Origin of the sequence: Rhodoflexus caldus, assembly GCF_021206925.1 — a bacterium.
Taxonomy (GTDB): Bacteria; Bacteroidota; Bacteroidia; order Cytophagales; family Thermoflexibacteraceae; genus Rhodoflexus; species Rhodoflexus caldus.
Window position 1 is genome coordinate 251897 of record NZ_JAJPRF010000001.1, and the last position, 22702, is coordinate 274598.

The window sequence follows — 22702 nt, forward strand, 5'->3', positions numbered from 1 at the left end:
TAAATGAGGTAAAAAGGAAAAAGAGTCCAACTAGTAGATATTGTTGCAACATAATATGTTACAACAACTAATTTTGCTTTACAACATCAAAACACAACCATATATCTTTATTTCTATACACAACCAATAGACCTTTTGGTTGGTGATTATCAGTGAATTACCTAATTTTACTTGGTGATTCTTTCAAATTTATATAACTATGGCAAGTATTTTTCACACGTTGCACGTCGCATCTTAAAAGTGACAAGAAATGTAAGGCTGCCACAGGTTTAAGCCTTGAACAATTTAATGCCTTGGCAGACGTTTTCAACCAATACTACAAGCCCAAATTAGGTCATCAGTATTCCAAACCTCCTGTTTTGACCAATTCCAAAGAGGCACTTTTCTTTGTCTTGCACTACCTAAAGTCTTATCCAACGCTGGAAAATATGGCTTTATATTTTAACGTGGATATCCGTACGGTTTCTGATTATTTGAAAATAACTAAAAAATCTTTAAAAGCAGCCTTAAAAGCACAAGATGTTTTTGTCAATAAGGTATTTAAAAATCAATCAGATTTTGACAAGGCCTTTGAAGGCGTGGAAGATTTGATAATGGATTGTACGGAAATACCGATACAACGACCTGATAATCAGGAGGAACAGCGGGGATATTACTCAGGAAAAAAAACGACATACAGTAAAAATGTTGATGATTAGTGATAGTAAAAAGCGAATTTTATATGTAGGTAAATTATGGACAGGCAGCGTACATGATATAACCATTTTTAAAGATGAATTTTCATGGATTAATTTCAGAGGCAAACGGACACATGTAGATTTAGGATTTCAAGGCATGGAAAGTATCATATGTAACGCACGGGTTGTAAAACCCCATAAAAAGCCTAAAGGGAAGTTGTTAGGTGATTTTGAAAGAAGCATCAACAAAATATTTTCAAGTTTTAGGGTGAGAGTAGAAAATGCTTTAGCAGGTTGTAAGCATTTTTTGGTGAATCAGATTAGAAGCAGAGTGAAGCAAAAAGAGCAGATATTAGAAAATTTCCAATTAACCGCAGGCTTACATAATTACAAGTTGAAATTTTCAATCAATTGATTTTCAGTATTTTAACTTCCAAAAAGTCTAATACTTAATGACGCTCCAGAAGTTTCTAAATCTAATGGTCGTACGGAAAATTGGAATGATGCAAAGTACCAGTATCAATACAACGCTCTTGGATATACTATGAAAATAGTATTCGAGTTATCCAGCTATGTTATGCCTACAGGTATTAGTGGAATTAATTATTCAACAATAGAAACCCGTATTAAGCTAGAATGGTTAGATAGAGGAAGGTGGAGGCCTGCTACAGAGATGAATAATAAAACTCTTTCAAATTTTTCTGCAAGAGTATCAACCTTATCAGCTTTTGGCACGTACAGTAATAACACAAATATTGTTTATCGCAATCAGCATGATGGCAGTAATTTGATCGAGATTCTTGGTGGAGCCTATATAAATGGCACAAGTCCTTATTGGAGCGCTGATGTTAGAGGTAATTATAGTGCTGTAGTTACTGCATCTGGACATTCAAGTGGAAACTACAATGTACCTAATGCATCTTGGTTTTGGCAATAATTGGCAATAAATTAAATTTAAATATTCTTTATTATGAAAAAATCAATCTCCTTTTCGCTGTACTTGTTCGTGCTTGCAGCACTTTTCGGATGTAAGCAGGATGATATTTCAACAACTACCGGCGAAATTCAAGCAGTCATTGACAATCAGACCATCACAGCCTCTATTACAGAAACCGTACGCACCTCTAACGGACTAACCGTAAAGGCTGTTACAGGCAATGGCAGCACATTTTTCATCGCACTGGTTACAGGCAGCACACCACTTCGGGGGTTAAACGGACAGGCAGCATTTTATGCGCCCGGAATGGAAGTGTTGCATCCTCGCCAGTCACCTGAAAATACTACTGCCGCATGGGTAACCATTACTTACACCGAAGCTGCCAATAAGCAAGGTTGGGTAAGTATGCGTGAAGCAGAAACAACTTCCGGGACTTTACAAATCACCAAAAGCACCGGTGAAAGCTTTGAAGGCACATTCAGCGGACAGCTCCGCGGCCCTGTAGCTACTGACAATGAAAGTTGGAAAAATCCGGCTGTGCTGCGCACAAAAACCATCCAAAATGGCCGCATCGCACTGACATTCTAAAGAAGTTCACCACAGCAATATTTGTTCTGGTACGCAATCCCTGCAAATACCCCAAAGGTTTTGCAGGGATTTTTATATTTGATTATCAGCTCATTACAAGAATTACTGTTTCTCTGTTTGCTTTTCTGTCAGCTGATATTAGTAACTTTTGGCACACAGGCGATAACTCAAAGCAGTACAATGACCCATTTTATCCAACAACTCATCCATATTGGTATTACTCATATTGCCGACTATCGCACCAGGCGAAGCATCATCGTTGCCAACGCACTGACATTAGTCATCCTATTGGCGATGCTTTCTTTGTGGATAACGATGTATATTAACTATGGCATGATTAACCCAATCCGCCAGTTTATATCGTTCACTATTTTCATAGTGCCTTTCATTCTGAATTTCCTGCGCCTGACAACCCTCAACAGGCTTTATTTATGCTATGCACCGCCCGCCTTATTGCTCTCTACGCTTATTAAACCCGTGCTTAGCAATCAAATACTACTTACAACCGATTACGATACCTACCGAATATTTCTGCTTACTTTCAGTATCATCCCCTATCTGCTCACAGGCGTGAGTGGCTGCTGCTGGCGATAGGCGTAATCCCCTGCCTGCTGAGTATCGCCTTTTTTGATCCTATATTAACAGCATTGATGCCCAGTTATACAGATCCTCTGCTGCACGGGCCGGAGCATGAAGTAATGTCGCTGAGAACACTGACGGCTTATGTCGTCATTTCAGGCGGTTGCTGGGCATTTGTTCTGATGATTGAAGCCAGCGACAACCACAATGATCGCCTGATTAGGCACTTACAAAGTCCGTCGGAAAAGATCCAACGGCAAAATGAACAGCTCAAAGTACATCAGGACGATCTCACCGAAGCCAATGACAGGCTGTCGTTCATCATCAATGAAAAAACGCGCAACCTGAAAGAACGCGATCTGCTGCTGATGAAATATGCGTTTACGAATGCGCATAAAGTTCGTGCGCCACTGGCGCGTATTCTTGGGCTACTGATGATTGCCATGCATTCTCCTAAAGAAGACCTGACGTGGTTTGTCGGACAAATAGAGCGCGAGGCAGGAGAAATTGACTTTTTACTCAAAGAAATCTCAAAAGATTTGAACGAGGTAGATACCGAAGATGCATAATCTGCTGTCGTAAAACCTGCAAATCCGTTTTCTTTGCATTATGAACACCCTGCTCGTCAACCAATCGCTGCGTCCATTCAATACTTTTGGCATTGATGCCACTACTCATTATTTCATGGAAGTGGACAGCGTCGCAGCCTTGCAAAATGCCCTGCAACTACCCGAAATTCAAGGTTTACCATTACTGGTGCTCGGAGGAGGCAGTAATCTGCTCCTCACACGCAATTTTGAAGGATTTGCCTTGAAAATCAGCCTGAAAGGTATTGAGTTACTGCATGAAGATGAGCAATGCTACTACGTGCGGGCGGGTGCAGGTGAAAACTGGCACGGCTTTGTACAACACTGCATCGCCAACGGTTGGGCAGGTGTGGAAAACCTGTCGCTCATTCCCGGTACGGTGGGTGCTGCCCCCATGCAGAACATCGGCGCTTACGGTGTGGAGCTGAAAGATGTTTTCCATGAATTGCAGGCGCTTGCCATTGCCGACGGCAGTTTGCATACGTTTTCGCACAGCGATTGTCGCTTTGGTTATCGGGAAAGTGTGTTTAAACACGAAGCCAAAGGAAAATACATCATCACATCGGTAACTTTTCGCTTGCGCAAAGTGCCGCAAATCAATGTTTCCTATGGTGCCATCCGCCAAACGCTGGAAGCGATGGGCATCAGTTCACCGACGATTGCCGACGTGAGCCGCGCTGTGATTCACATTCGCCAAAGCAAACTGCCCGACCCTGCGCAATTAGGCAATGCAGGCAGTTTTTTCAAAAATCCCGAAATCCCGAGGGTACAGTATGAGGAACTAAAAACCCGCTACCCCGAATTGCCCGCCTACCCGACCGACCACCCCGACCGCATGAAAATAGCCGCGGGCTGGCTGATTGAACAATGTGGCTGGAAAGGCAAACGAGTAGGTAACACGGGCGCACACAAAGACCAAGCCTTGGTATTGGTAAACTACGGCGGGGCAAGCGGTGCGGAAATTTGGCAATTGGCACAACAGATTCAGGCTTCGGTAGCCGAACGCTTCGGCGTGCAGTTGCAGCCGGAGGTGAATGTGGTGTAATCGCCCGCAAACCAAAAATCATTGTATTTTTGCATATGAATTTTGCCGAATTACTGCACCAAACACCTGTGTTCATGCAGGTAGCGGAGGCTGCACACGAACTTAACGTACCCGGCTACATGGTAGGCGGCTATGTACGCGACCTTGTGCTGCGTCGCCATCACAAGCCCGATGTGGATTTTGTTTGCGTAGGCAGCGGTATCCGCTGGGCAGAGCGCGTTGCCGAGCGCTTGGAAGCACTCTACGGGCAACCGGTCAGCCTTGCGGTGTACAAAAACTTCGGCACGGCAATGGTACAAGCCCCCGATATGACGCTGGAATTTGTCGGAGCACGCAAAGAGTCTTACCGCGCCGATTCCCGCAAGCCCATTGTGGAAGACGGCACCCTGCAAGACGACCAACTGCGCCGCGATTTTACCATCAACGCCATGGCTATCAGCTTGAACAAGGCAGACTTCGGCACGCTGATAGACCCTTTTGACGGGCAAGGCGACCTGCGGCGAAAGCTCATCAAAACACCCTTAGACCCCGATATTACATTTTCGGACGACCCGCTGCGCATGATGCGGGCAATCCGATTTGCCACGCAACTCAATTTTGACATTGCGCCCGAAACCTTTGAGGCAATCATCCGCAACCGCGAGCGCATGTCTATCCTTTCCATGGAGCGCATCACGGACGAGTTGAATAAAATCATCCTCTCCAATGTGCCTTCTTATGGGTTCAAACTGCTGTTTATCAGTGAATTACTGCATCAGTTTTTCCCTGAAATGGTGGCGCTGCACGGTGTAGAAACCATTAATGGACATTCGCACAAAGACAACTTCTATCATACGCTCAAAGTATTAGACAACCTCTGCGCCTATTCGGATGACCTTTGGCTGCGCTGGGCTGCCATTCTGCACGACATCGCCAAGCCGGCCACGAAGCGCTACTACCCTAAACAGGGTTGGACATTCCACGGGCACGAAGAGAAAGGCGCACGCATGGTGCCGCACATTTTCCGCCGCCTCAAATTGCCGATGAACGAAAAAATGAAGTTTGTGCAAAAACTCGTTCGTCTGCATTTGCGCCCCATTGCGTTGGTGAAAGAAACCGTAACCGACTCTGCCATCCGCCGCCTGTTGTTTGAAGCAGGCGATGACATTGACTGCCTGATGAAACTTTGCCGCGCCGATATTACCTCCAAAGACGGCGCAAAAGTGAAAAAATACCTACAAAATTTTGACCGTGTAGAACAAAAAATCGCCGAGGTAGAAGCTCGCGACAAAATTCGCAATTTTCAACCCGTTATTACCGGAGAAATTATCATGGAAACTTTTAATATTACTCCGGGAAAAGCCGTCGGCGATATCAAAATTCAAGTGCGAGAAGCTATATTAGACGGGAAAATCCGCAACGAATTTGAAGAGGCTTATCCTTTTATGCTGGAAATAGGCAAAAAATTAGGCTATGAGCCTGTCAAAATCATTACACAAGCATAGTTTATGTTGCAAGGCACGAAAATCGTAGTTACCGGAGGCGCAGGCTTCATTGGCAGCAATCTGTGTGAATACCTGTTAGCACAAGGCGCATCAGTCGTTTGTTTAGATAATCTCTCAACAGGCAGCAGAAAAAATATAACAGATTTAGAAAAAAATCCTCATTTTACCTTCATCCAAGGTGATATCCGCGATTTATCAACCTGCCTTGCAGCCTTTGCCGGGGCCGACTATGTGCTGCATCAGGCTGCGCTCGGTTCTGTGCCGCGCTCTATTAAAGACCCCCACACCACCAACGAAGTAAACGTGGCGGGCTTTCTTAATGCGCTTGAAGCCGCACGTCAGACAGGCGTGAAGCGTTTTGTCTATGCCTCCAGTTCATCGGTTTACGGCGACCTGACCGAATCGCCGAAGGTAGAAGAGCGCACGGGCAACCTGCTATCACCTTATGCGGTTAGCAAATACACCAATGAGTTATATGCAGGCGTTTATCAGTTGTTGCACGGGCTTCCTTGCATTGGTCTGCGCTACTTCAACGTATTCGGCAGAAGACAAAACCCGCTGGGCGAGTATGCTGCGGTAGTCCCCCGATTTATCAACCAACTGAAAAAAGGCGAGCGACCCACTATTTTCGGCGATGGCACGCAATCGCGCGATTTTACCTACATAGACAATGTGATTCAGGCGAACGTAAAAGCCTTGACAAGCCCCCCCGAATCGACGGGTAAGTGCTACAACGTTGCTTGTGGCGCAACCATTTCGCTGAATCAATTATTTGCTACCATGGTATCACTCGCAGCCCGTTATCAGCCCGACGTAGTCAATATTCAGCCGATATATGCGCCCCCCCGCCCGGGCGATATCCCGTTTTCACTGGCAAGCATCAAACGCGGTAAAAAGCTGTTAGATTACCATCCTACACACTCTTTTGAAGAAGGTTTGGCAGAAGCCATCGAGTGGTATTGGACGCAAGACTATTAGTGATAGCAAGGCGCGTAAGCAAAACAAGCAAGTCATTATTTCGGACTTCGGATTTGGGATTTCGGATTTGGGATTTGGAAGTTAAAAAAACAACGAAAGCCCCATCCGCAACCATCCGCGCGCCTGTATTATGCGATTGAAATTGTTTGATACTCATTTAAAAAGAACGGCACTCGCATTTGAAAATGTGAGTGCCGATAAGCAGGTGAGCAGATTAACGCGTTCTTTTTCACCGCGGAGTGCGCAAAGGTTTAACCACCACAGTGTACACAAAGAAAAAATTCATCATGAAAACACTCAGCGCTCTTTGCGTGATACTCAGCAGGCTTTGCGGTAAATTTGAAAGGTCATTTTAAATTGCTCACCTGCTTAAAAGCCAAACGACGGCCTAATAAGCCCGCCACCCGCCATCTACCACAAGCACCTCCGCATTGACAAAACTTGAATCGTCACTGGCCAAAAAAAGGGCTGCTTTAGCAATCTCAATCGGCTCTCCTGTGCGCGGGTTCAACACCATCCCCGACATGATTCTGTCATTGACTAAAGGAGTAATTTTAGTGAAATCTATGGTTTCGCTGATGCTTGTATTTACCGCCCCCGGCGCAATGGCATTGCACCGAATCCCCGATTTGCTGTACATAAAGCCCGTATTTTTGGTCAGACCGATGAGCGCATGTTTGCTGGCGGTATAGGCTGCGCCTGCACGTGCACCCTGCAAACCTCCTACCGAAGCAATATTGATGATATTGCCGCTGCCTTTGGCAAGAAAAATTTTGACGGCACTGCGCATGGCCTTCATCGGGCCTTCTACGTTCACTTTCATCACCTTATCCCACATGGCATTATCCAACTCTCCGACAGGAGCAAAGTGATCCATAATACCCGCATTATTCACCAGAATATCCAAAGTGCCGAATTGCGATACTGCCGTTTGAATCATGTTTTCAATGTCGGCCTCTACTGCCATATTGGCAAGTATGGTAACAACCTGCCCGCCCGATTGTGTAATTTCCTCGCGAAGGGCATCCAAACGTGCCTGATTGATATCGGCGGCTACTACTTTGCAACCTTCGGCCGCAAAAAGAAGGGTTATGGCTTTGCCCATGCCGGCACCCGCTCCCGTGATGACGGCCACTTTGTTTGTCAGTTTGTTCATGGTAAAAATCAGTTTGTTAGTTTGAATCAAAGGTAAAAATCAGGGCCGAATTTCGGGCTTTACAAGCATTACCTTGTTGTAAATATCAGCCAGTGCAATCATACACTCGCCAATTTGGATGGTTCTGCTTTTGTCTTTGGCAGACTTGAGCAACCAATCGTCTTCGGGTGTGCGGGTAAAAGTATCTACCGAAACACGCTCGGAGTCTACCAGCACATACTGCCGTACATCGGGGATGGTTTTGTAGCACTCAAACTTTTCGGTTAAGTCATAAACGGCCGTGCTTTCGGAAAGCACTTCAATCACAATATTGGGATTGAGCAATACGTCTATCCCTTTTCGGCGTTCTTCGGCAAGTTTCACCTCATCGCACACAATCACCACATCTGCGTAAACATAGCGTTGGCAATCAGGAATATGTATGAGCATATCGCCGGGATATATCCGACATTTCCCCTTCCAAAGACATTGTTGCAAGAGAAAAATCAAATTACTGACAATTAGGTTGTGCGGTTCTTGTGCACCTGCCATTGCCACAATTTCACCGGCGCGGTATTCGCTTTTGTACTCTGCCTGCGATTCCTGAACGAGGTAGGCTTCTTCTTCGGGCGAAAGGTACGAAACAGGATTCATACGCATATGGATAATATTTCAAATATACGCAGCCTCTTGCATATTTTCATGTCAAAAAGTATTTGCATTCCGATATATCACATACATTTGCGAAAATCACCCTGATTTTCAACACATAAAGCAAGTACATGTCCGACTTTCAATTGTACCTTATCGAAGGTTTCAGGCACATTTCTGATTTAGGCGCGTATGACCACATTCTGTTTATCACCGCTTTGTGCGCCATTTATCAATTTTCCGAATGGAAGAAAATCCTGATTTTGGTTACTGCTTTCACTATCGGGCACTCTGTTACCCTTGCGCTGGCAACGCTCCGCATTGTTTCTTTTCCGACAGAAGTCATTGAATTTCTCATTCCTATTACCATCGTTATCACGTGTCTGTTTAATTTCTTTTCGGTAACAGACAACAGGAACATCACCAAACAGCCCATGGGCTATCGCTATGTAACGGCGGCACTTTTCGGGCTGATTCACGGATTAGGTTTCTCTAATTTTCTGCGCAGCATGTTAGGCAAAGAGGAAAGTATCGTTACACCGCTTTTTGCATTCAACGTTGGGCTGGAAATTGGGCAACTGGCAATTGTGTTTGCCATCTTGTTACTTTCAGGTGTAATGACTAATTTTCTGAAAGTGAAACAAAGAGAATGGAATCTCATTCTTTCAGGCATTGTTTTAGGCATATCAATCACACTGATACAAAAAACATGGATTTTTTAAAAAATTTCGCTCAATCATGAATAGACTATTTGGACTATTTAGCAAAGGGCTGGCGGTTTGTCTGATGGCGGCAGGATGGAATGCTTCTGCACAAACACCGCGCAAAGCCGACTACGTAAACAGGGCAGCCCAAAAGTTTGCCCAATTAGGCACTGAACTGCCTACGCCCAATTCGTTCCGCACAGCCTCAGGTGCGCCCGGTTACAACTATTGGCAGCAGCGCGCTGACTATGACATCAAGGTGCGTTTAGACGATGAAAAACAGCGCATCAGCGGCGATGAAGTAATCACCTACTTCAACAACTCACCCGACCCGCTCACCTACTTGTGGTTGCAGTTAGACCAAAACATCTTGGACAAAGAGTCGGATACCTACAAAACTGCCACAGGCAAAATAGAAGAGCGCATGAGCAGCAGCGAACTTAACGCACAGTTCGACCGCAGTTTCGACGGCGGACACAAAATCCAGTACGTGCGTGATGCAACGACTAATCGCCCGCTGCCCTATACCATTGTTAAAACGATGATGCGGGTGGAGTTACCACGTCCGTTGCGCAAAGGCGAAAACTTCAAAATGGCTATCGGTTGGAACTACAACATCAACGACCGCAAAAATCCCGCGTTGCGTGCCGGCTCGCGCGGTGGTGCCGATTTCTTTCCCGAAGACGGCAACTGGCTGTACAGCATCACCCAGTGGTTCCCGCGCATGGCGGTTTATGACGACTATAACGGCTGGCAACACAAACAATTCCTTGGTCAGGGTGAGTTCACGCTGCCTTTTGGCAATTACAAAGTGGCTATTACCGTTCCGGCAGACCATATTGTAGGAGCAACCGGCGAATGTCAGAACTATGCACAGGTGCTGACTCCTGAGCAATTGCGCCGCTGGGAGCAAGCCAAAACAGCAAAAAAACCTGTGGTAATTGCTACGCAGGAAGAAGCCATAGCCCGCGAAAAAAACCGTGCAACAGGTACTAAAACGTGGGTATATTATGCACAAAACGTGCGCGACTTTGCATGGACAAGCTCTCGTAAACACATCTGGGATGCAATGGGCGTAAACATTGGCGGACGCACCGTAATGGCCATGTCGTACTACCCCAAAGAAGGCAACCCGTTGTGGGGGCAATACTCAACCGAAGTGGTAGCTCATACCCTGCGCGTTTACTCCAAATACACCATTGATTACCCATACCCGGTAGCCATTTCGGTAGATGCCGAAAATGGTATGGAATATCCGATGATTTGCTTCAACTATGGCCGCCCCGAAAAAGACGGCACCTACTCTGAGCGCATCAAATACGGTATGATTGGCGTAATCATCCACGAAGTAGGCCACAACTTCTTCCCGATGATTATCAACTCCGACGAACGCCAGTGGACATGGATGGACGAAGGTTTGAATACATTCGTTCAATATCTGACCGAACAGGAATGGGAACGCAACTATCCGTCGCGCCGTGGCCCTGCCCGCTACATCACCGACTACATGAAGGCTGACCCCAATACTTTGGAGCCTATTATGACCAACTCCGAGTCGGTACAGAACCTCGGGGCTAATGCCTACGGAAAAGCAGCTACCGGCTTGAATATCATGCGTGAAACCATCATGGGGCGCGAACTTTTTGATTATGCCTTCAAAGAATATGCTCGCCGCTGGGCTTTCAAACACCCGACTCCCGCAGACTTCTTCCGCACGATGGAAGATGCTTCCGGCATTGACTTAGACTGGTTCATTCGCGGATGGTTCTACACCACCGATTACTGCGATATTGCCATTGAAAATGTGATTGAAGCCGTACCTTCCACAGGCAACCCCGAAGTAGAAAAACCATTTGCCAAAGCCAAAGCTATGGGTGGCGAGCGTGAAGATATCGGTATCATCCGCAACCGCACCGACGTAAAGCAAACTGCCACCGAAGCTAATCCGGCATTGAACGACTTCTACAACACCTACGACCCGTTTGCAGCTACTAAAACCGACAAAGAAAATTATCAGCGCTACTTAGCCACGTTGGGCGATGAGGAAAAGAAGATGATTGAAAGCAAAAACTTCTTCTATCAGATTGATTTCAAAAACCACGGCGAGCTGGTTATGCCTGTAATTGTTGAGTTTGAATTTGAGGACGGCACCCGCGAACTGCACCGCATCCCTGCCGAAATCTGGCGCAAAAACGATAAGGAAGTGAGCAAAATTTTCAAAACAGAGAAGCGCGTGAAGCAGGTGTATTTAGACCCTTATCAGGAAACAGCCGACATCAACATGGAAAACAACTTCTTCCCGAGAAAGAGTCAGCCTTCCCGCTTTGAAATTTTCAAACAACGCCAAATGGGTCGCGGCGCAACGGGCGGAGCAGAAAACCCGATGCAGCGCGCCCGTCGTGAAAACGGCAGTACACCTAACGGCGGCAACGAATAATATTTCCGTCTAACAAAAAGACCGCACAACCGTTTAACAACCTTGCAGGGGCAACTCTGTAAGGTTGTTTGTTTATTCCGAATCAATCATGCAACGAGTACTGATTACCGGTGGCAGTGGACTTGTAGGCCGCCATCTTACGAAACTGTTATTAGAAAAAGGCTACGATATATGCTGGCTGGGGCGAACTTCGGACACGGCCGGTAAGATTATAAAATACAAATGGGATATTCGCAAGGGCTACATAGACCCCGAAGCCCTCGCCAAAACCGATTACATCATCCACTTGGCGGGGGCAGGCGTGGCAGATAAGCCTTGGACAACGGCACGCAAACAGGAAATTTTGGAAAGTCGCACCCACTCTACTGCCCTGCTGACCAAAGCATTGCGCGAAATGCCGCATCGCGTAAAGGCGGTTATTGCCGCAAGTGCCATAGGACTGTACGGCTTGGATACGGGCGACCGCCTGCTGACGGAAAATGCACCCGCAGGTCAGGATTTTTTGGCGCGCGTAGTACAGGCTTGGGAAGCCGAAACCGATTTGATTGCCAAATCAGGCATCCGTACGGTAAAACTGCGAATAGGCATTGTATTGAGCAACGAAGGCGGCGCTTTGCCCAAACTGGTGCAACCCGTACGCATGTATGCAGGCGCACCGCTCGGCAGCGGCAAGCAATGGATGTCGTGGATTCACATAGAAGACCTTTGCCGCATGTTCATCTGGGCAATGGAAAATCCGCAGGCAACGGGGGCTTACAACGCCGTAGCGCCCAATCCCGCCACAAATGAAACCGTTACCAAAATGGTCGGTAAGATTTTGCACCGCCCGATTCTTCCGCTCAACGTGCCTGCTTTCATCATCAAACTCATTTTCGGCGAAATGGGCAATATCGTACTCGGCGGCAATAAGGTAAGCAGTCGGCGAATTGAACAGGAAGGCTTCGTTTTTCAATACCCGCAATTGGAAGAGGCTCTGCGCGATTTGCTGGCAGTGCAAACCGCCTAATACTACTCAATCAAAAACGGCTGCGGCGAAAAGCAAAGGATAAATATGAGCAAGGCTATCCAGCCAAATATTTTTCTGCCCGTGTTTAGCGGTGTTTCGTCGGCGGCTTGCGGGTGGTAGATGCCCAGCACGCGCCCCAGCAAAAACCCAAAAACTAACCAGCCCTGATAACCTTTGAGCGCGGGGAAGAAAAAAACCGTTACAAACTGCGCCCCAAATACGCTGACGGCAAGCAGCAAAACGGTTAGTTTGTTATCGGAAGTTTTGCCGAATACCCAATACAGATATAGCAAATAGAGCGGCAGCGACGTTGCCAAGTCTTCGGGGGCATCTTCGGGCGTAATCATACCTAATCCGGCGTAAAAGATGAAAATCCAGAACAGCGCCAACGAAACGGGGCGATGCGCCTTGCCGCCAATCAACCCGTAGAGGATATGTCCGCCGTCCAACTGTCCGATGGGAATCAGGTTGAGCGCCGTAAAAAACAACGCCAAGTAGCCCGCCAACAACCAAGGATAGTGCATCATCTCTTGCGGTGGCGGAATGCGCTCGGGGTCTGCCACATAAGTTTTGAAAAACTCAAACAGCAAGTTGCTGCCCAAGATAACGTTGCTGCCCGGCGGCAGATTCTTATATGCCTGCTCGTAGAACCGTACCCCAAACTGGCGATATTCAGGGTGGATGTTGAAAATGTAGTCTATGGGCGGCAGGTTGGCAAAGCCGTACCAAAGCACCCCGACAGCGACAACAAACCCCGCCAGCGGTCCGGCAATGCCCACATCAAAAAATGCCTTTGCACTGCGGATGCGGCTGCGAATGCGAATGAACGCCCCCAACGTACCGATGGATGTCGGCAAGCCCAGAAAACCCAACCACATGGGAATGTAGTAGGGCAGGCTCACCCGTAAACGGTATTTTTGAGCAGTAAAATAATGCCCGAACTCATGCACGGTCAGGATGCCCAAAAACGGCAGCGAAAAGGTCAGCCCTTGCCAAAATTCCTGCCAGCCCATCGGTCGGGCAGAATAAAGGAATGAATTGCCAAACATCCACTCTGCCCCTGCCAATGTGGTACAAATGAGTGTGGCAACAAAAAGCGACAGGTGAAGAATATAACGGCGGATTTTCGGGGGAATACTCATCGCTTGCTGATTTTATTGAACGAAATCGCCCGTTGGCGGCTGCAACGGTGGCGAAATCCCGTATCGGGTGATTTGGCGGCATGTTTAGTGGCTCTGCCCTGTACACGCTCGCGCCACATTTTCCATGAAGAAAGTTTCATTTCTTGCCGCATGAGTTTGATAACGTCTTTTTCGGGCAACCCGAATTGTGATAAAATCGCATCAAACGGCGTACGGTCTTCCCACGCCATTTCTATGATGCGGCTCACGTCTTCTTCCGAAAGTTGATATTGCTCGGCTATGCTCATCGTTGGCTCAACTCTTTTTCTTTGTGCAACAGCCACCAAGGCGTGCCGGGGCGGTTGTGATGCTCGTAATGATAACCAAAAAAGTAACAACTCAAAAACGCCCACCAATGGTTTAGCCGTTGGCTGCGCGATTTGTGGATATTTTCGGGAGCATGTTCGCCCATGTGGGGTACATACGTGCCGAAATAGAACAATTGCAAAGTTGAAAGCACGGCAGGCAACATCCAGAAAACAATCAGATTTTCCATCGGCAACACCAACTTTAACAGGTTGTACGTTACAGCCATCAGCAAAATTTGCCAAATATTGACGTACTGTTTGGCAAAGTGGAAATACCAGACAAAAAAATTGCCGCCGTGGTAGTCGGGGTCTTTGTCCGTGCCTACAAATCGGTGATGCAAGTGATGCTTGCGGTTCAGGTTGTCGTAAAAGTTGAATGAAAACAGGATGCAGCAAATCCGCCCAATCCATTCGTTAAGTTTTTTGTTGGTTGAAACTACGCCGTGCATGGCATCATGCGCCGTGATAAACAAGCCCGTGTACAGATGCGTGAGCAACAAAAACAGCACGTAGGTCATCGGCGAATAAAAATCCAAGCGATAAAAACCGACGGCATAGCTCATCACTAATGCCCACAACCCGATAATCAGGGCTGCAATCCATACCCCCTTTCCCGACTTTACCTGTCGGCGGAAAGAGGTTTGAGCGGCGTAATCGGCTACTGCTTCGTTTGACATAAGCTAGTGTTTTATGGTTAATAACCGATGCGGCTTGCGTTTGTTCTTTTCATTCGGCTAAAATCCGTTCTATCTCAGCAACCGACAAGCCCGTCTGACGGCTGATTTCCGCCAAGTCCTGTCCCTGACCGTGCAGCAACCTGACCAACACGGCTTGCAACTGTAATGCCTTTTGCTCGGCAGCTTCTTTTTCCTTGCGCTCTTGCTCGGCTTTTTGCTCGGCGGCTTGCCTGAGTCGCCTTTCCTCTTCGGCTCGTTTTTCTGCCGTTTCTATCCGAAACTCGTAGTCGTTCAACTCACGCAAAAAGTCGTCCTCTATCTGCATCTTGTTGCGCATCTCTTTGCTCTGTACAGCCGCCTGCAAACGACGTATCACTGGACGATACCGCTCGGGAAAATCCTCTTCCCGAACAGTCATGACATGATGACTCTCGTCTATCTGCTCTTGGTCAAAGATGCTCAACAGCGTTTCCAACTCGTTCCGACGACGATGACTCAACGCAGGCACGTTGATTATCAAACCCTCGTGGAACAGCGACGGCACAAAATCGCCTTTGGAACCCAACAACTCACCCGTGTGATAGTCCCGAACGGCGGTTTCCAGCTTCACCACAGGAACCTCGGCGTATTCCTGCAAACTCTCGCCCAAAATGAAAATCGCGTATATGGGAATCCCCGCCTTGTAGCGCCGACCCTGACGGCTGACTATCCAGCGGAACAAATCCGCGTTCATGTATTGCTTGCCCAAATACGACCGAAAACGAATCATGTCGTTGGTCAGCTTGGCTTTTTGCAACTCGATGATGATTTGTTGCTCTTCGCCCGTTTCGGTGCGAATCCGCGCGGCAAAGTCCAAGCGGTAGAACGTCAAACCCGTAGTAAACTCGATGCGCGAAGACTGCTCTTCCTGACCAAAGTCGGTGCTTAATTCCTGCGGCTGAAACTGCAACTCAACGATTTCCTTGCCCAACAGTGCCGACAGGAAAATCCGCGCGACCTTGTTGTCTTCCATCAGGTACTTGAATACCACGTCGTATATCGGATTGGCTATTTGCATGGGCTATCTCAATTTCAACAGGTTGCCGATTCGGAACGAAAGACTCAAAAACGCCATCCGCGGGTTGGCATTGCGCTCAATTTCGTAATACGTCCGATTGAAAACATCGCTCAAAAGCGCGAGGTTTCTTTCGTTGATGACTTTTGAAAAGTTGCGGACAAAGTCCAGCGCATCGGCTGTGAGCCGCGTACCTGCCTCGCCCAAGTGTTGAAAAGCGAGCGACTCGCGCAGGATGGTGAGTCCGTATTGCAAGATGCCTTTTTGTGCCTCTTTGTCTAATCCCGCGAATCGGTCGGCTTCTTTGATGAGCGCTGCCACGTCGGGCTTGAAACAGAGACGCATCCAATCGCGGAAGGCATTTTGACCCGTTTGGTCGGCAGCTTCTGCCATGCGCAATGCCTGATTGAGGTTGCCGTTTGCTAAAAGTGCCGTTTGACGGGCTTTTTCCGTCGGTATTCCGTACTGTCGTTCCAGTACCGCTACAAGTTCGGCATCGGTGTAGGGGCGCACGCTGACCAACTGCGTTCGCGAAAGAATAGTCGGCAGTACCTGCTCGATTTGCTGAGCTACCAACAGAAAAACCGTTTTTTCGGGCGGCTCTTCCAAAATTTTCAAAATAGCGTTGGCAGCACTGACGTTCATCAGCTCGGGCAGCCAAATGAGCATCACTTTGTAGGTCGCTTCAAAAGATTTGAGTGACAGATTTTTGATGATGTTGCGCCCTTCCTGCACGGGGATGATGCACTGCTTATTTTCCGCGCCCAATTCGCCCGCCCAATCTGCCAAATTGCCGTAGGGCTTGTTTTTCAGAAATTCGCGCCACTCTTTCAGAAAGGCGCTGCTGACCGCTTCCTCGCGTTTGGTGATTTGCTTGGTGGTTGCCGTGGGGAAAACAAAATGTAAATCGGGGTGGATGTAGCGGTCGTATTTGTAGCACGAAGCGCAAGTTCCGCAGGAATCGGTGCTGTTTTCGTCGCGGTTTTCGCAATTCAGAAACGTAGCATAAGCCAGTGCCAGCGTGAGGTTTGGGCTGCCCTCGCGCCCCAACCAGAGTTGCGCGTGCGGAATCTGCCCTGCCCGAACGGCTGCCGTGAGCGCTTGTTTGAGCTCGTCAAAACCCGTGATGTCGCTGAAACGCATGGCTTACAACTTCTTCTGAAAGTGAAACCCAAGTATTTTGTAGCCCTGATTGAACCAGAATTTATGCCCGCGGTCGTTGGTTACGTAGGCGTTCAGTTCCGATGCCACACAGCCGATAGAGCGGGCGTAGTCAAAAATCCAATTCATCATCAGTTCGCCCACGCCGCGGCTGCGATAGTCGGGATGGATGATGACATTATCGGGCTCAATGTGTTTGCCGACGTAAAATTTGACCAAAATCCAGATGCCGGAAATGCCAATCAGGCGGTCGCCGTCGTACACGCCGACGCACCGGTAGCCCAGCGGCAGCATCTGTTCCAGCCGTTCGCGCAGCACTTCTTCGGGCAAATCGGGGTTGGTCATTTTGACCAACGGCAAGATGGAATGTATTTCTTCGGTGGGAATGAGTCGGACTTCAAACATAAAAAAAGCATAATGCGTAGCGCCAAAGTTAGCAGTTTGTCCAGAATTGTTTGAGAAAACAATAGCATTGCTGCCCATCGGTGCAAAATACATTCACTGCGGCCGCTATCAGGCTTTTACCCAAAATTCCCGCTACCGAAAATTTTTCTTCCGACAGATTGTGTAAATTAACTGCTTCTTAATTACTGCTTAACCTGATTGATATGTCATTCCGACTGTTTCCTTACACCGAAGTAGTCTTCAGCGTAGGTGATATTGAAAAAGCCGCCGCCATTTACCGCGACTACATGGGCTGGCAGGTTGTGCATACAGCCCAAGGCGACCGCCAACAGCCCGCATTTTGGCAGTTGCCCGAACATTGTACGGCAGATGAAATGCTGCTCAGGCTACCCGGCACCGACAAAGGGCAAATCCGCCTGTTAAAATTCAACGGTGTAGCGCAAGAATACATCCGACCCGGGGGGCAGAGTTGGGATACGGGCGGCTATTTAGACATTGACCTGCGCGTAGATGACATGCAACAAGTCCAAAATGACCTGCGCGAAATGGGATGGCACGGTATCAGCAATCCTGTGGAGATGCAGATGGGGCCTTTTCTATTGCAAGAACTTTTGATGAAAGGCCACGACGAAATTATGATTGCCTTTGTGCACCGCATAGACCCGCCGCAACCGACAATGGAAGGCGGCCGCCACATCGTCAGCAACGTTTACCTGTCGGCAATGATTGTTAAAGACTTGGAGCAAGCCAAGTACTTCTTTGTCAATCAGTTAGGTTTTCAACTGCTCAATCAAATGACTATTCGCCGCGATACGCCCGGCCCTACCATTTTTGGTTTTCCGCATAATATGGCACCTCATGCACCTGCACATCTGGCCATTGTTTCGCCCGACGGCTCGCGCGACCATATGCTGGATATCATCAAAATTGATAACGTAACAGGAGAAGATTTTTCCGACAGAGGCGTGCCGCCTAATCGCGGCGTGCTGATGTTTCGCTTTCCGGTGCAGGGGCTGCGCGCCTATGCAGACTTTGTACAGCACAATGGCGCAGAACTGCAAATTCCCGTTACGCGCACGCACATAGCCCCGTATGGCGACGTAGAGGCATTTGCCGTGCGTTCTCCCGATGGTTGCTGGCTGGAATTTTATGAAGTACTGCCGTAGCAGTTGCCCGATTGGGTGCTTAATTGCACATTCCCGAACAATTATTCGCCTGTTTGTGTTGTTTGTATATTTGCTTGCTGTCATCACAGGTTTACGACTGCCGACAGAAAGCGAAGAAAAATAACCCTGTCCCTTGTATTTAGCAATTTTATGAAAGTAGAAATCTGGTCGGACGTCATGTGTCCGTTTTGTTATATCGGGAAGCACCGTTTTGAGCGCGCCTTAGCACAGTTCCCTCAGGCTGAAAAGGTGCAAATTGAATGGAAAAGCTTTCAGTTAGACCCCGAAAGCACTACCGATACTTCCAAAAACTATGCACAGGTTTTGGCAGAAAAGAAAAATATGCCCTTGCCACAGGTGCGCGAGATGTTTGCCAACGTGGCAGAAATGGGACGCAACGAAGGTTTACAGCTCAATTTTGACAAGGCTGTAGTAGCCAATTCGTTGCAGGCACACCGATTTACGCACCTTGCCAAAGCACGCGGCAAACAAAATGAAGCCGAGGAATTACTCTTTAAAGCTCACTTTACGGACGGTAAAAATATAGATGATGCAGAGGTGCTGGCACAATTAGGCGAAGAAATCGGTATTGGCGCAACTGCCGTGCGCGAAATGTTGGCATCGGAAGCCTACATATCCGACGTGCAGCGCGACCAATACGAAGCCTATCAGATAGGAGTGCGCGGCGTGCCGTTTTTTGTTTTTAATGACAAATATGCCATATCGGGCGCACAGGAAAGCCGCGTATTTCTTTCTGCCCTGCAACAATCGTTCAGAGAGTGGCAGCAAACCAATCCCGCCATTGAAACATTGGCAGAGGGCGCAAGTTGCTCAACAGACGGAATTTGCTAAAATCCCTTCATAGGGTTTGCACCCATCTACCAGATGGAAAAGCAAGCTAAAAAAAGTAAGTTTGGGACTATGAAAAAGTGGATTGCATTAGTTTGGTTCTCTATGGTAGCTTTTTCGGTGGCTGCTCAACAGGAAGAAGAAACCCGTTGCAGTTTTTATCTCAGCCCCGAATCGCGGGAAAAAATGGCTTACTTTTTTGAAAATGCCGATAAACTGGGGCAAGCGCCTGCCAATGCCCGCACGGAAAATGTGGTCTATCGCATTCCGCTAATTTTCCACGTGTTCCATTATGGCGAACCTGTCGGCACGGGTACTAACATCAGTGCAGCACAGATTTATTCGCAGATAGAAGTTTTGAATGAAGATTTTCGCCGCCTGAACCCCGACCGAACCGAAACACTGCCGGATTTTCAGTCGGTAGCGGCAGATGTGGGCATTGAGTTTTACCCGGCGGCTTATGACTCCGCGGGTCGGTTATTGCCCGAAAGAGGCATCCGCAGATATCGCATTCAGCGCATTCCGGGCTTTTTCTGGACAAATGAGACCTTAGACCGCGACCTGAAACCGCAAACCATCTGGGACCCCACTCGTTACCTGAACGTGTGGGTAATAGACAGTTTGCGCCTCAACAACCGCGTAGGGCTGGCCTATGCACAATTTCCCGACCTGAGCGGCTTGCAAGGGCTTCCGCAACAAGGCGGGCTGGCACTTACCGACGGGCTGGTTATTCGCTATAACCGCATCGGCTCTTACAACAAGGTACGTGTTAGCCAGTTGGAACGCGGCCCCTATAACTTAGGCCGTACACTAACCCATGAAATGGGACATTTTTTTGGCCTGCTGCACCCGTTTGACCAATACTCCTGCACAACAGACGGCGACTTTTGCCCCGATACACCACTGACCAACGCGGAAAATTTCCGTTGTAACCTAAGCACGCGCTATTGCCCCAACGCCCCTACCCCTACCATGATTCAGAACTACATGGACTTTACCGATGACTTCTGCATGAATATTTTTACGCAGTGTCAGGCACAGCGCATGAGGCGCGTAATGGAGGTCAGTCCGCGCCGCCGCGAACTGCTGACTTCTACGGTAGGTCTGGAATCGGAAGAGATACGCCCCGAAGTGCGGCTGTACCCCAATCCTACGCAGGGCAACTTTAAGGTAGCAATAACAGGCGCACAAGCAGTTGACTATCAGCTATACGACACCATGGGAAGACAAATAGCCACAGGCAGCCTCACTGATAATGAGGTTGATTTTTCGCTGGAAGGCAAACCCAAAGGACTGTATTTGTTACAAATGAATACTTCCAAAGGCACAGTATTAAAGCGGTTGATGGTAGAGTAAATCAGGCAAATGAGCAAAATACTTGCGCTTTTTGCATAAACGCATGTCGGTATCATTTGCTTACTTCCTCACAATTCCACCACCACAAAGCGGCTGTCAAAAGGATTAAAAGTTGCTTTGAGTTCATCTATCAACCCCAGATTATTGAGCAAGAACGTTAGAAAGTTCTCCGAACGCTCCTGTAATCCACCCGAGGGAAACAGTTCCTCGCGCAGCCATATCCATTGGCGAATGGCGGCTTCGTGTTTGCGTTCCTGTGCTTTGCGTATTTTACCCGCTATGTGGAGCAACTTTTTTTGGGTCAATACTTTTTGCGCCTGTGCAGTTTTCAGTAAGGTAGCGTCTGCCTGCATGGCTTTGGCTATAATCAGGTCAAATTGTTGCGCAATTGCCTCCATTTCCTGCCGTATGTGCGTATAATGATTTTGTTCGCGCAGAATGATCTTTTGCTTGTTATCGGCTTCGGGGGCAAAAATATCCGTTACGGTAAACCCGATTTTTTCCAACCTGTTTTGATGAGCTTCGTTCAGCAGCAAGGCAAAATTACGAGGCAACAACAGCGGCATCGGTACATCAAATGCTTCAAACATCTCTTTCAGTTGCAGCCAGTAAGCCAACTCGCCGGGGCCTCCCGTGTAGCTCAGGTTGGGCAGAATCATTTCCTGATACAGCGGGCGCAAAATAACATTAGGGCTAAACTTTTCAGGGTGGGTTTCCGCAAGCCGGAGCAGTTCCTGTTCTGTGAAGGTAAGGTGGGTATTGAGCACCCTGAAAATGTGTTCTTGCCCCTCGTGCTCTACCGTAATGCGCTCCCGCAGGTGATTGTCTAAATAAAAAAGATTGATTTCGCGCGGTGTAACCTGTGCTTTATACCCTAAACCTGTCAGTTTTTCGGTTGTATGCTTCACCGCATAAAATGAGGCTTGCTCGCCTATTTCGCGGCGCAAGGCAGGCAGAAACAAGCGTTTCAGTGCCGCATCATCGCCGTCTATCACCATCAGCCCGTCCTTTCCGTAGAAATAATGTACAATTTTGCGGGTTGCATCTGCCAGTGTCGGACTGTTGCCGTAGGCCTCTGTAAATATGTGGTGCATTTCGGGGGCAAGTCGTGCCACCTGCACAAGGCTTTGCGGGTTAAATCGGCCTACTGCACCTTTTTCGGTGGTGTGCCAAGCATATTTTTTACCAAACAGCCTGAAATGGCTGATTTCGTCGGCATCGTGGTCTTCGCTTGCCATCCAATAGACGGGCACAAAATCATAGGCCGGATACAAGGCTTTGAGGCGTTTGGCCGCATTGATAACCGTAATGATTTTATAATGAAAATACAACGGCCCGGTAAAAATGTTGAGCTGGTGGCCGGTAGTAACCGTAAAAGTGGTCGGCTTGGTAAGCAATGCTACGGTTTCAGGTAATGCACATTTTCCCTGCTCATATTGCCTCGTAATTGCCTGATGTAATATTACTCTGTTTTCTGCATGAAATACCGACTGTTTTACATCAATTATATCGCCAAAAGCAGTTTCCACAGGCCATTCCCTGATAAAAGATTTCAACGAATCATCCTGACGAACATATTGTAAAAATAATTTGGAAAATTGTCGGGTTTCTTCAGGGGCAAAGTAGGTAGTGCTTTTCATACAACAAGACGATAAAATTGATGTAATATTTGCATCATTTGTAGCAAATGGAATAAATTTGAAGGCTTTGCTCGTGTAAAGTTAAACCTATAAGTAT

Annotated in this window: 22 protein-coding genes and 1 pseudogene; 14 read left to right on the top strand and 9 right to left on the bottom strand. The window is 47.7% G+C overall.

Annotated elements, in window-relative coordinates:
- The first annotated feature begins 593 nt into the window (after positions 1-593).
- The 8 genes and pseudogenes from NDK19_RS01015 (at position 594) to NDK19_RS01050 (ending at position 6875) form a co-directional block, all read left to right on the top strand.
- Positions 594-1092, top strand: a pseudogene (locus tag NDK19_RS01015) (transposase family protein).
- 129 nt (positions 1093-1221) lie between these two features.
- A complete protein-coding gene (locus NDK19_RS01020) occupies positions 1222-1614 on the top strand; it encodes a hypothetical protein (protein ID WP_250629964.1) in 393 nt (130 codons plus the stop codon).
- 33 nt (positions 1615-1647) lie between these two features.
- Entirely contained in the window at positions 1648-2202 is a 555-nt protein-coding gene (locus NDK19_RS01025; RefSeq protein ID WP_250629965.1) for a hypothetical protein, read from the top strand.
- Positions 2203-2382: 180 nt separating this feature from the next.
- Entirely contained in the window at positions 2383-2796 is a 414-nt protein-coding gene (locus tag NDK19_RS01030; RefSeq protein ID WP_250629966.1) for a hypothetical protein, read from the top strand.
- 104 nt (positions 2797-2900) lie between these two features.
- Positions 2901-3350, top strand: coding sequence for a hypothetical protein (locus NDK19_RS01035; protein ID WP_250629967.1), 450 nt, complete (start codon positions 2901-2903; stop codon positions 3348-3350).
- Positions 3351-3390: 40 nt separating this feature from the next.
- Positions 3391-4413 carry a UDP-N-acetylmuramate dehydrogenase gene (gene murB / locus NDK19_RS01040; protein WP_250629968.1) on the top strand — a complete coding sequence of 341 codons (1023 nt, stop codon included), beginning with the start codon at positions 3391-3393 and terminating at the stop codon, positions 4411-4413.
- A gap of 35 nt (positions 4414-4448) precedes the next feature.
- Positions 4449-5897 carry a CCA tRNA nucleotidyltransferase gene (locus NDK19_RS01045; RefSeq protein WP_250629969.1) on the top strand — a complete coding sequence of 483 codons (1449 nt, stop codon included), beginning with the start codon at positions 4449-4451 and terminating at the stop codon, positions 5895-5897.
- 3 nt (positions 5898-5900) lie between these two features.
- Positions 5901-6875 carry an SDR family oxidoreductase gene (locus tag NDK19_RS01050; protein ID WP_250629970.1) on the top strand — a complete coding sequence of 325 codons (975 nt, stop codon included), beginning with the start codon at positions 5901-5903 and terminating at the stop codon, positions 6873-6875.
- A gap of 388 nt (positions 6876-7263) precedes the next feature.
- Here the strand turns inward: NDK19_RS01050 and NDK19_RS01055 are convergent, their stop codons facing one another.
- Entirely contained in the window at positions 7264-8031 is a 768-nt protein-coding gene (locus tag NDK19_RS01055) for a glucose 1-dehydrogenase (protein ID WP_250629971.1), read from the bottom strand.
- Between the two features lie 39 nt (positions 8032-8070).
- Entirely contained in the window at positions 8071-8664 is a 594-nt protein-coding gene (locus tag NDK19_RS01060) for a Uma2 family endonuclease (protein WP_250629972.1), read from the bottom strand.
- Positions 8665-8792: 128 nt separating this feature from the next.
- Between NDK19_RS01060 and NDK19_RS01065 the strand changes: the two genes are divergently transcribed.
- From NDK19_RS01065 to NDK19_RS01075, 3 genes are all read left to right on the top strand, one after another.
- Positions 8793-9383: a HupE/UreJ family protein gene (locus NDK19_RS01065; RefSeq protein ID WP_250629973.1), complete on the top strand. Its 591-nt coding sequence runs from the start codon at positions 8793-8795 to the stop codon at positions 9381-9383.
- Positions 9384-9399: 16 nt separating this feature from the next.
- Positions 9400-11802 carry a M1 family metallopeptidase gene (locus tag NDK19_RS01070; protein WP_250629974.1) on the top strand — a complete coding sequence of 801 codons (2403 nt, stop codon included), beginning with the start codon at positions 9400-9402 and terminating at the stop codon, positions 11800-11802.
- An 88-nt stretch (positions 11803-11890) separates the two neighbouring features.
- On the top strand, positions 11891-12808 hold the full coding sequence (locus tag NDK19_RS01075; RefSeq protein ID WP_250629975.1) for a TIGR01777 family oxidoreductase: 918 nt from the start codon (positions 11891-11893) through the stop codon (positions 12806-12808).
- A gap of 2 nt (positions 12809-12810) precedes the next feature.
- Here the strand turns inward: NDK19_RS01075 and NDK19_RS01080 are convergent, their stop codons facing one another.
- The 6 genes from NDK19_RS01080 to NDK19_RS01105 are packed head-to-tail and all read right to left on the bottom strand — an operon-like array spanning position 12811 to position 17594.
- On the bottom strand, positions 12811-13950 hold the full coding sequence (locus NDK19_RS01080) for a site-2 protease family protein (protein WP_250629976.1): 1140 nt from the start codon (positions 13948-13950) through the stop codon (positions 12811-12813).
- Positions 13947-14237: a TIGR03643 family protein gene (locus NDK19_RS01085; protein ID WP_250629977.1), complete on the bottom strand. Its 291-nt coding sequence runs from the start codon at positions 14235-14237 to the stop codon at positions 13947-13949. The genes NDK19_RS01080 and NDK19_RS01085 overlap by 4 nt, the downstream gene beginning before the upstream one ends.
- A complete protein-coding gene (locus tag NDK19_RS01090; RefSeq protein WP_394801669.1) occupies positions 14234-14974 on the bottom strand; it encodes a fatty acid desaturase in 741 nt (246 codons plus the stop codon). The genes NDK19_RS01085 and NDK19_RS01090 overlap by 4 nt, the downstream gene beginning before the upstream one ends.
- Positions 14975-15023: 49 nt before the next feature.
- Positions 15024-16031 (bottom strand): hypothetical protein, encoded by a 1008-nt coding sequence (locus tag NDK19_RS01095; RefSeq protein WP_250629978.1) that lies wholly within the window; start codon positions 16029-16031, stop codon positions 15024-15026.
- 3 nt (positions 16032-16034) lie between these two features.
- The gene (locus NDK19_RS01100; RefSeq protein ID WP_250629979.1) at positions 16035-17171 is read right to left on the bottom strand and encodes a DNA polymerase III subunit; all 1137 of its coding nucleotides are present in this window, start codon (positions 17169-17171) and stop codon (positions 16035-16037) included.
- A gap of 3 nt (positions 17172-17174) precedes the next feature.
- Positions 17175-17594: a GNAT family N-acetyltransferase gene (locus tag NDK19_RS01105; protein WP_250629980.1), complete on the bottom strand. Its 420-nt coding sequence runs from the start codon at positions 17592-17594 to the stop codon at positions 17175-17177.
- A 203-nt stretch (positions 17595-17797) separates the two neighbouring features.
- Here NDK19_RS01105 and NDK19_RS01110 point away from each other — a divergent pair, with 203 nt between their 5' ends.
- From NDK19_RS01110 to NDK19_RS01120, 3 genes are all read left to right on the top strand, one after another.
- The gene (locus NDK19_RS01110; RefSeq protein ID WP_250629981.1) at positions 17798-18760 is read left to right on the top strand and encodes a VOC family protein; all 963 of its coding nucleotides are present in this window, start codon (positions 17798-17800) and stop codon (positions 18758-18760) included.
- A gap of 150 nt (positions 18761-18910) precedes the next feature.
- Complete coding sequence (locus NDK19_RS01115; protein ID WP_250629982.1) at positions 18911-19612, top strand: DsbA family oxidoreductase; 702 nt, start codon at positions 18911-18913, stop codon at positions 19610-19612.
- Between the two features lie 69 nt (positions 19613-19681).
- A complete protein-coding gene (locus tag NDK19_RS01120; protein WP_250629983.1) occupies positions 19682-20965 on the top strand; it encodes a M43 family zinc metalloprotease in 1284 nt (427 codons plus the stop codon).
- A gap of 68 nt (positions 20966-21033) precedes the next feature.
- Here the strand turns inward: NDK19_RS01120 and bshC are convergent, their stop codons facing one another.
- Positions 21034-22605, bottom strand: a complete 1572-nt coding sequence (bshC, locus tag NDK19_RS01125; protein ID WP_250629984.1) for a bacillithiol biosynthesis cysteine-adding enzyme BshC — start codon at positions 22603-22605, stop codon at positions 21034-21036.
- Positions 22606-22702: the final 97 nt, after the last annotated feature.

Bases quoted from the DNA above. Each gene is read 5' to 3' on its own strand.
- NDK19_RS01075 (WP_250629975.1), top strand. From the start codon at position 11,891: ATGCAACGAGTACTGATTACCGGTGGCAGTGGACTTGTAGGCCGCCAT.
- NDK19_RS01100 (WP_250629979.1), bottom strand. From the start codon at position 17,171: ATGCGTTTCAGCGACATCACGGGTTTTGACGAGCTCAAACAAGCGCTC.
- NDK19_RS01120 (WP_250629983.1), top strand. From the start codon at position 19,682: ATGAAAAAGTGGATTGCATTAGTTTGGTTCTCTATGGTAGCTTTTTCG.
- NDK19_RS01065 (WP_250629973.1), top strand. From the start codon at position 8,793: ATGTCCGACTTTCAATTGTACCTTATCGAAGGTTTCAGGCACATTTCT.
- murB (WP_250629968.1), top strand. From the start codon at position 3,391: ATGAACACCCTGCTCGTCAACCAATCGCTGCGTCCATTCAATACTTTT.
- NDK19_RS01110 (WP_250629981.1), top strand. From the start codon at position 17,798: ATGTCATTCCGACTGTTTCCTTACACCGAAGTAGTCTTCAGCGTAGGT.
- NDK19_RS01090 (WP_394801669.1), bottom strand. From the start codon at position 14,974: ATGTCAAACGAAGCAGTAGCCGATTACGCCGCTCAAACCTCTTTCCGC.
- NDK19_RS01070 (WP_250629974.1), top strand. From the start codon at position 9,400: ATGAATAGACTATTTGGACTATTTAGCAAAGGGCTGGCGGTTTGTCTG.
- NDK19_RS01085 (WP_250629977.1), bottom strand. From the start codon at position 14,237: ATGAGCATAGCCGAGCAATATCAACTTTCGGAAGAAGACGTGAGCCGC.
- NDK19_RS01115 (WP_250629982.1), top strand. From the start codon at position 18,911: ATGAAAGTAGAAATCTGGTCGGACGTCATGTGTCCGTTTTGTTATATC.
- NDK19_RS01095 (WP_250629978.1), bottom strand. From the start codon at position 16,031: ATGCAAATAGCCAATCCGATATACGACGTGGTATTCAAGTACCTGATG.
- NDK19_RS01025 (WP_250629965.1), top strand. From the start codon at position 1,648: ATGAAAAAATCAATCTCCTTTTCGCTGTACTTGTTCGTGCTTGCAGCA.
- NDK19_RS01055 (WP_250629971.1), bottom strand. From the start codon at position 8,031: ATGAACAAACTGACAAACAAAGTGGCCGTCATCACGGGAGCGGGTGCC.
- NDK19_RS01060 (WP_250629972.1), bottom strand. From the start codon at position 8,664: ATGAATCCTGTTTCGTACCTTTCGCCCGAAGAAGAAGCCTACCTCGTT.
- NDK19_RS01080 (WP_250629976.1), bottom strand. From the start codon at position 13,950: ATGAGTATTCCCCCGAAAATCCGCCGTTATATTCTTCACCTGTCGCTT.
- NDK19_RS01105 (WP_250629980.1), bottom strand. From the start codon at position 17,594: ATGTTTGAAGTCCGACTCATTCCCACCGAAGAAATACATTCCATCTTG.
- NDK19_RS01020 (WP_250629964.1), top strand. From the start codon at position 1,222: ATGAAAATAGTATTCGAGTTATCCAGCTATGTTATGCCTACAGGTATT.
- NDK19_RS01050 (WP_250629970.1), top strand. From the start codon at position 5,901: ATGTTGCAAGGCACGAAAATCGTAGTTACCGGAGGCGCAGGCTTCATT.
- NDK19_RS01045 (WP_250629969.1), top strand. From the start codon at position 4,449: ATGAATTTTGCCGAATTACTGCACCAAACACCTGTGTTCATGCAGGTA.
- bshC (WP_250629984.1), bottom strand. From the start codon at position 22,605: ATGAAAAGCACTACCTACTTTGCCCCTGAAGAAACCCGACAATTTTCC.
- NDK19_RS01035 (WP_250629967.1), top strand. From the start codon at position 2,901: ATGTCGCTGAGAACACTGACGGCTTATGTCGTCATTTCAGGCGGTTGC.
- NDK19_RS01030 (WP_250629966.1), top strand. From the start codon at position 2,383: ATGACCCATTTTATCCAACAACTCATCCATATTGGTATTACTCATATT.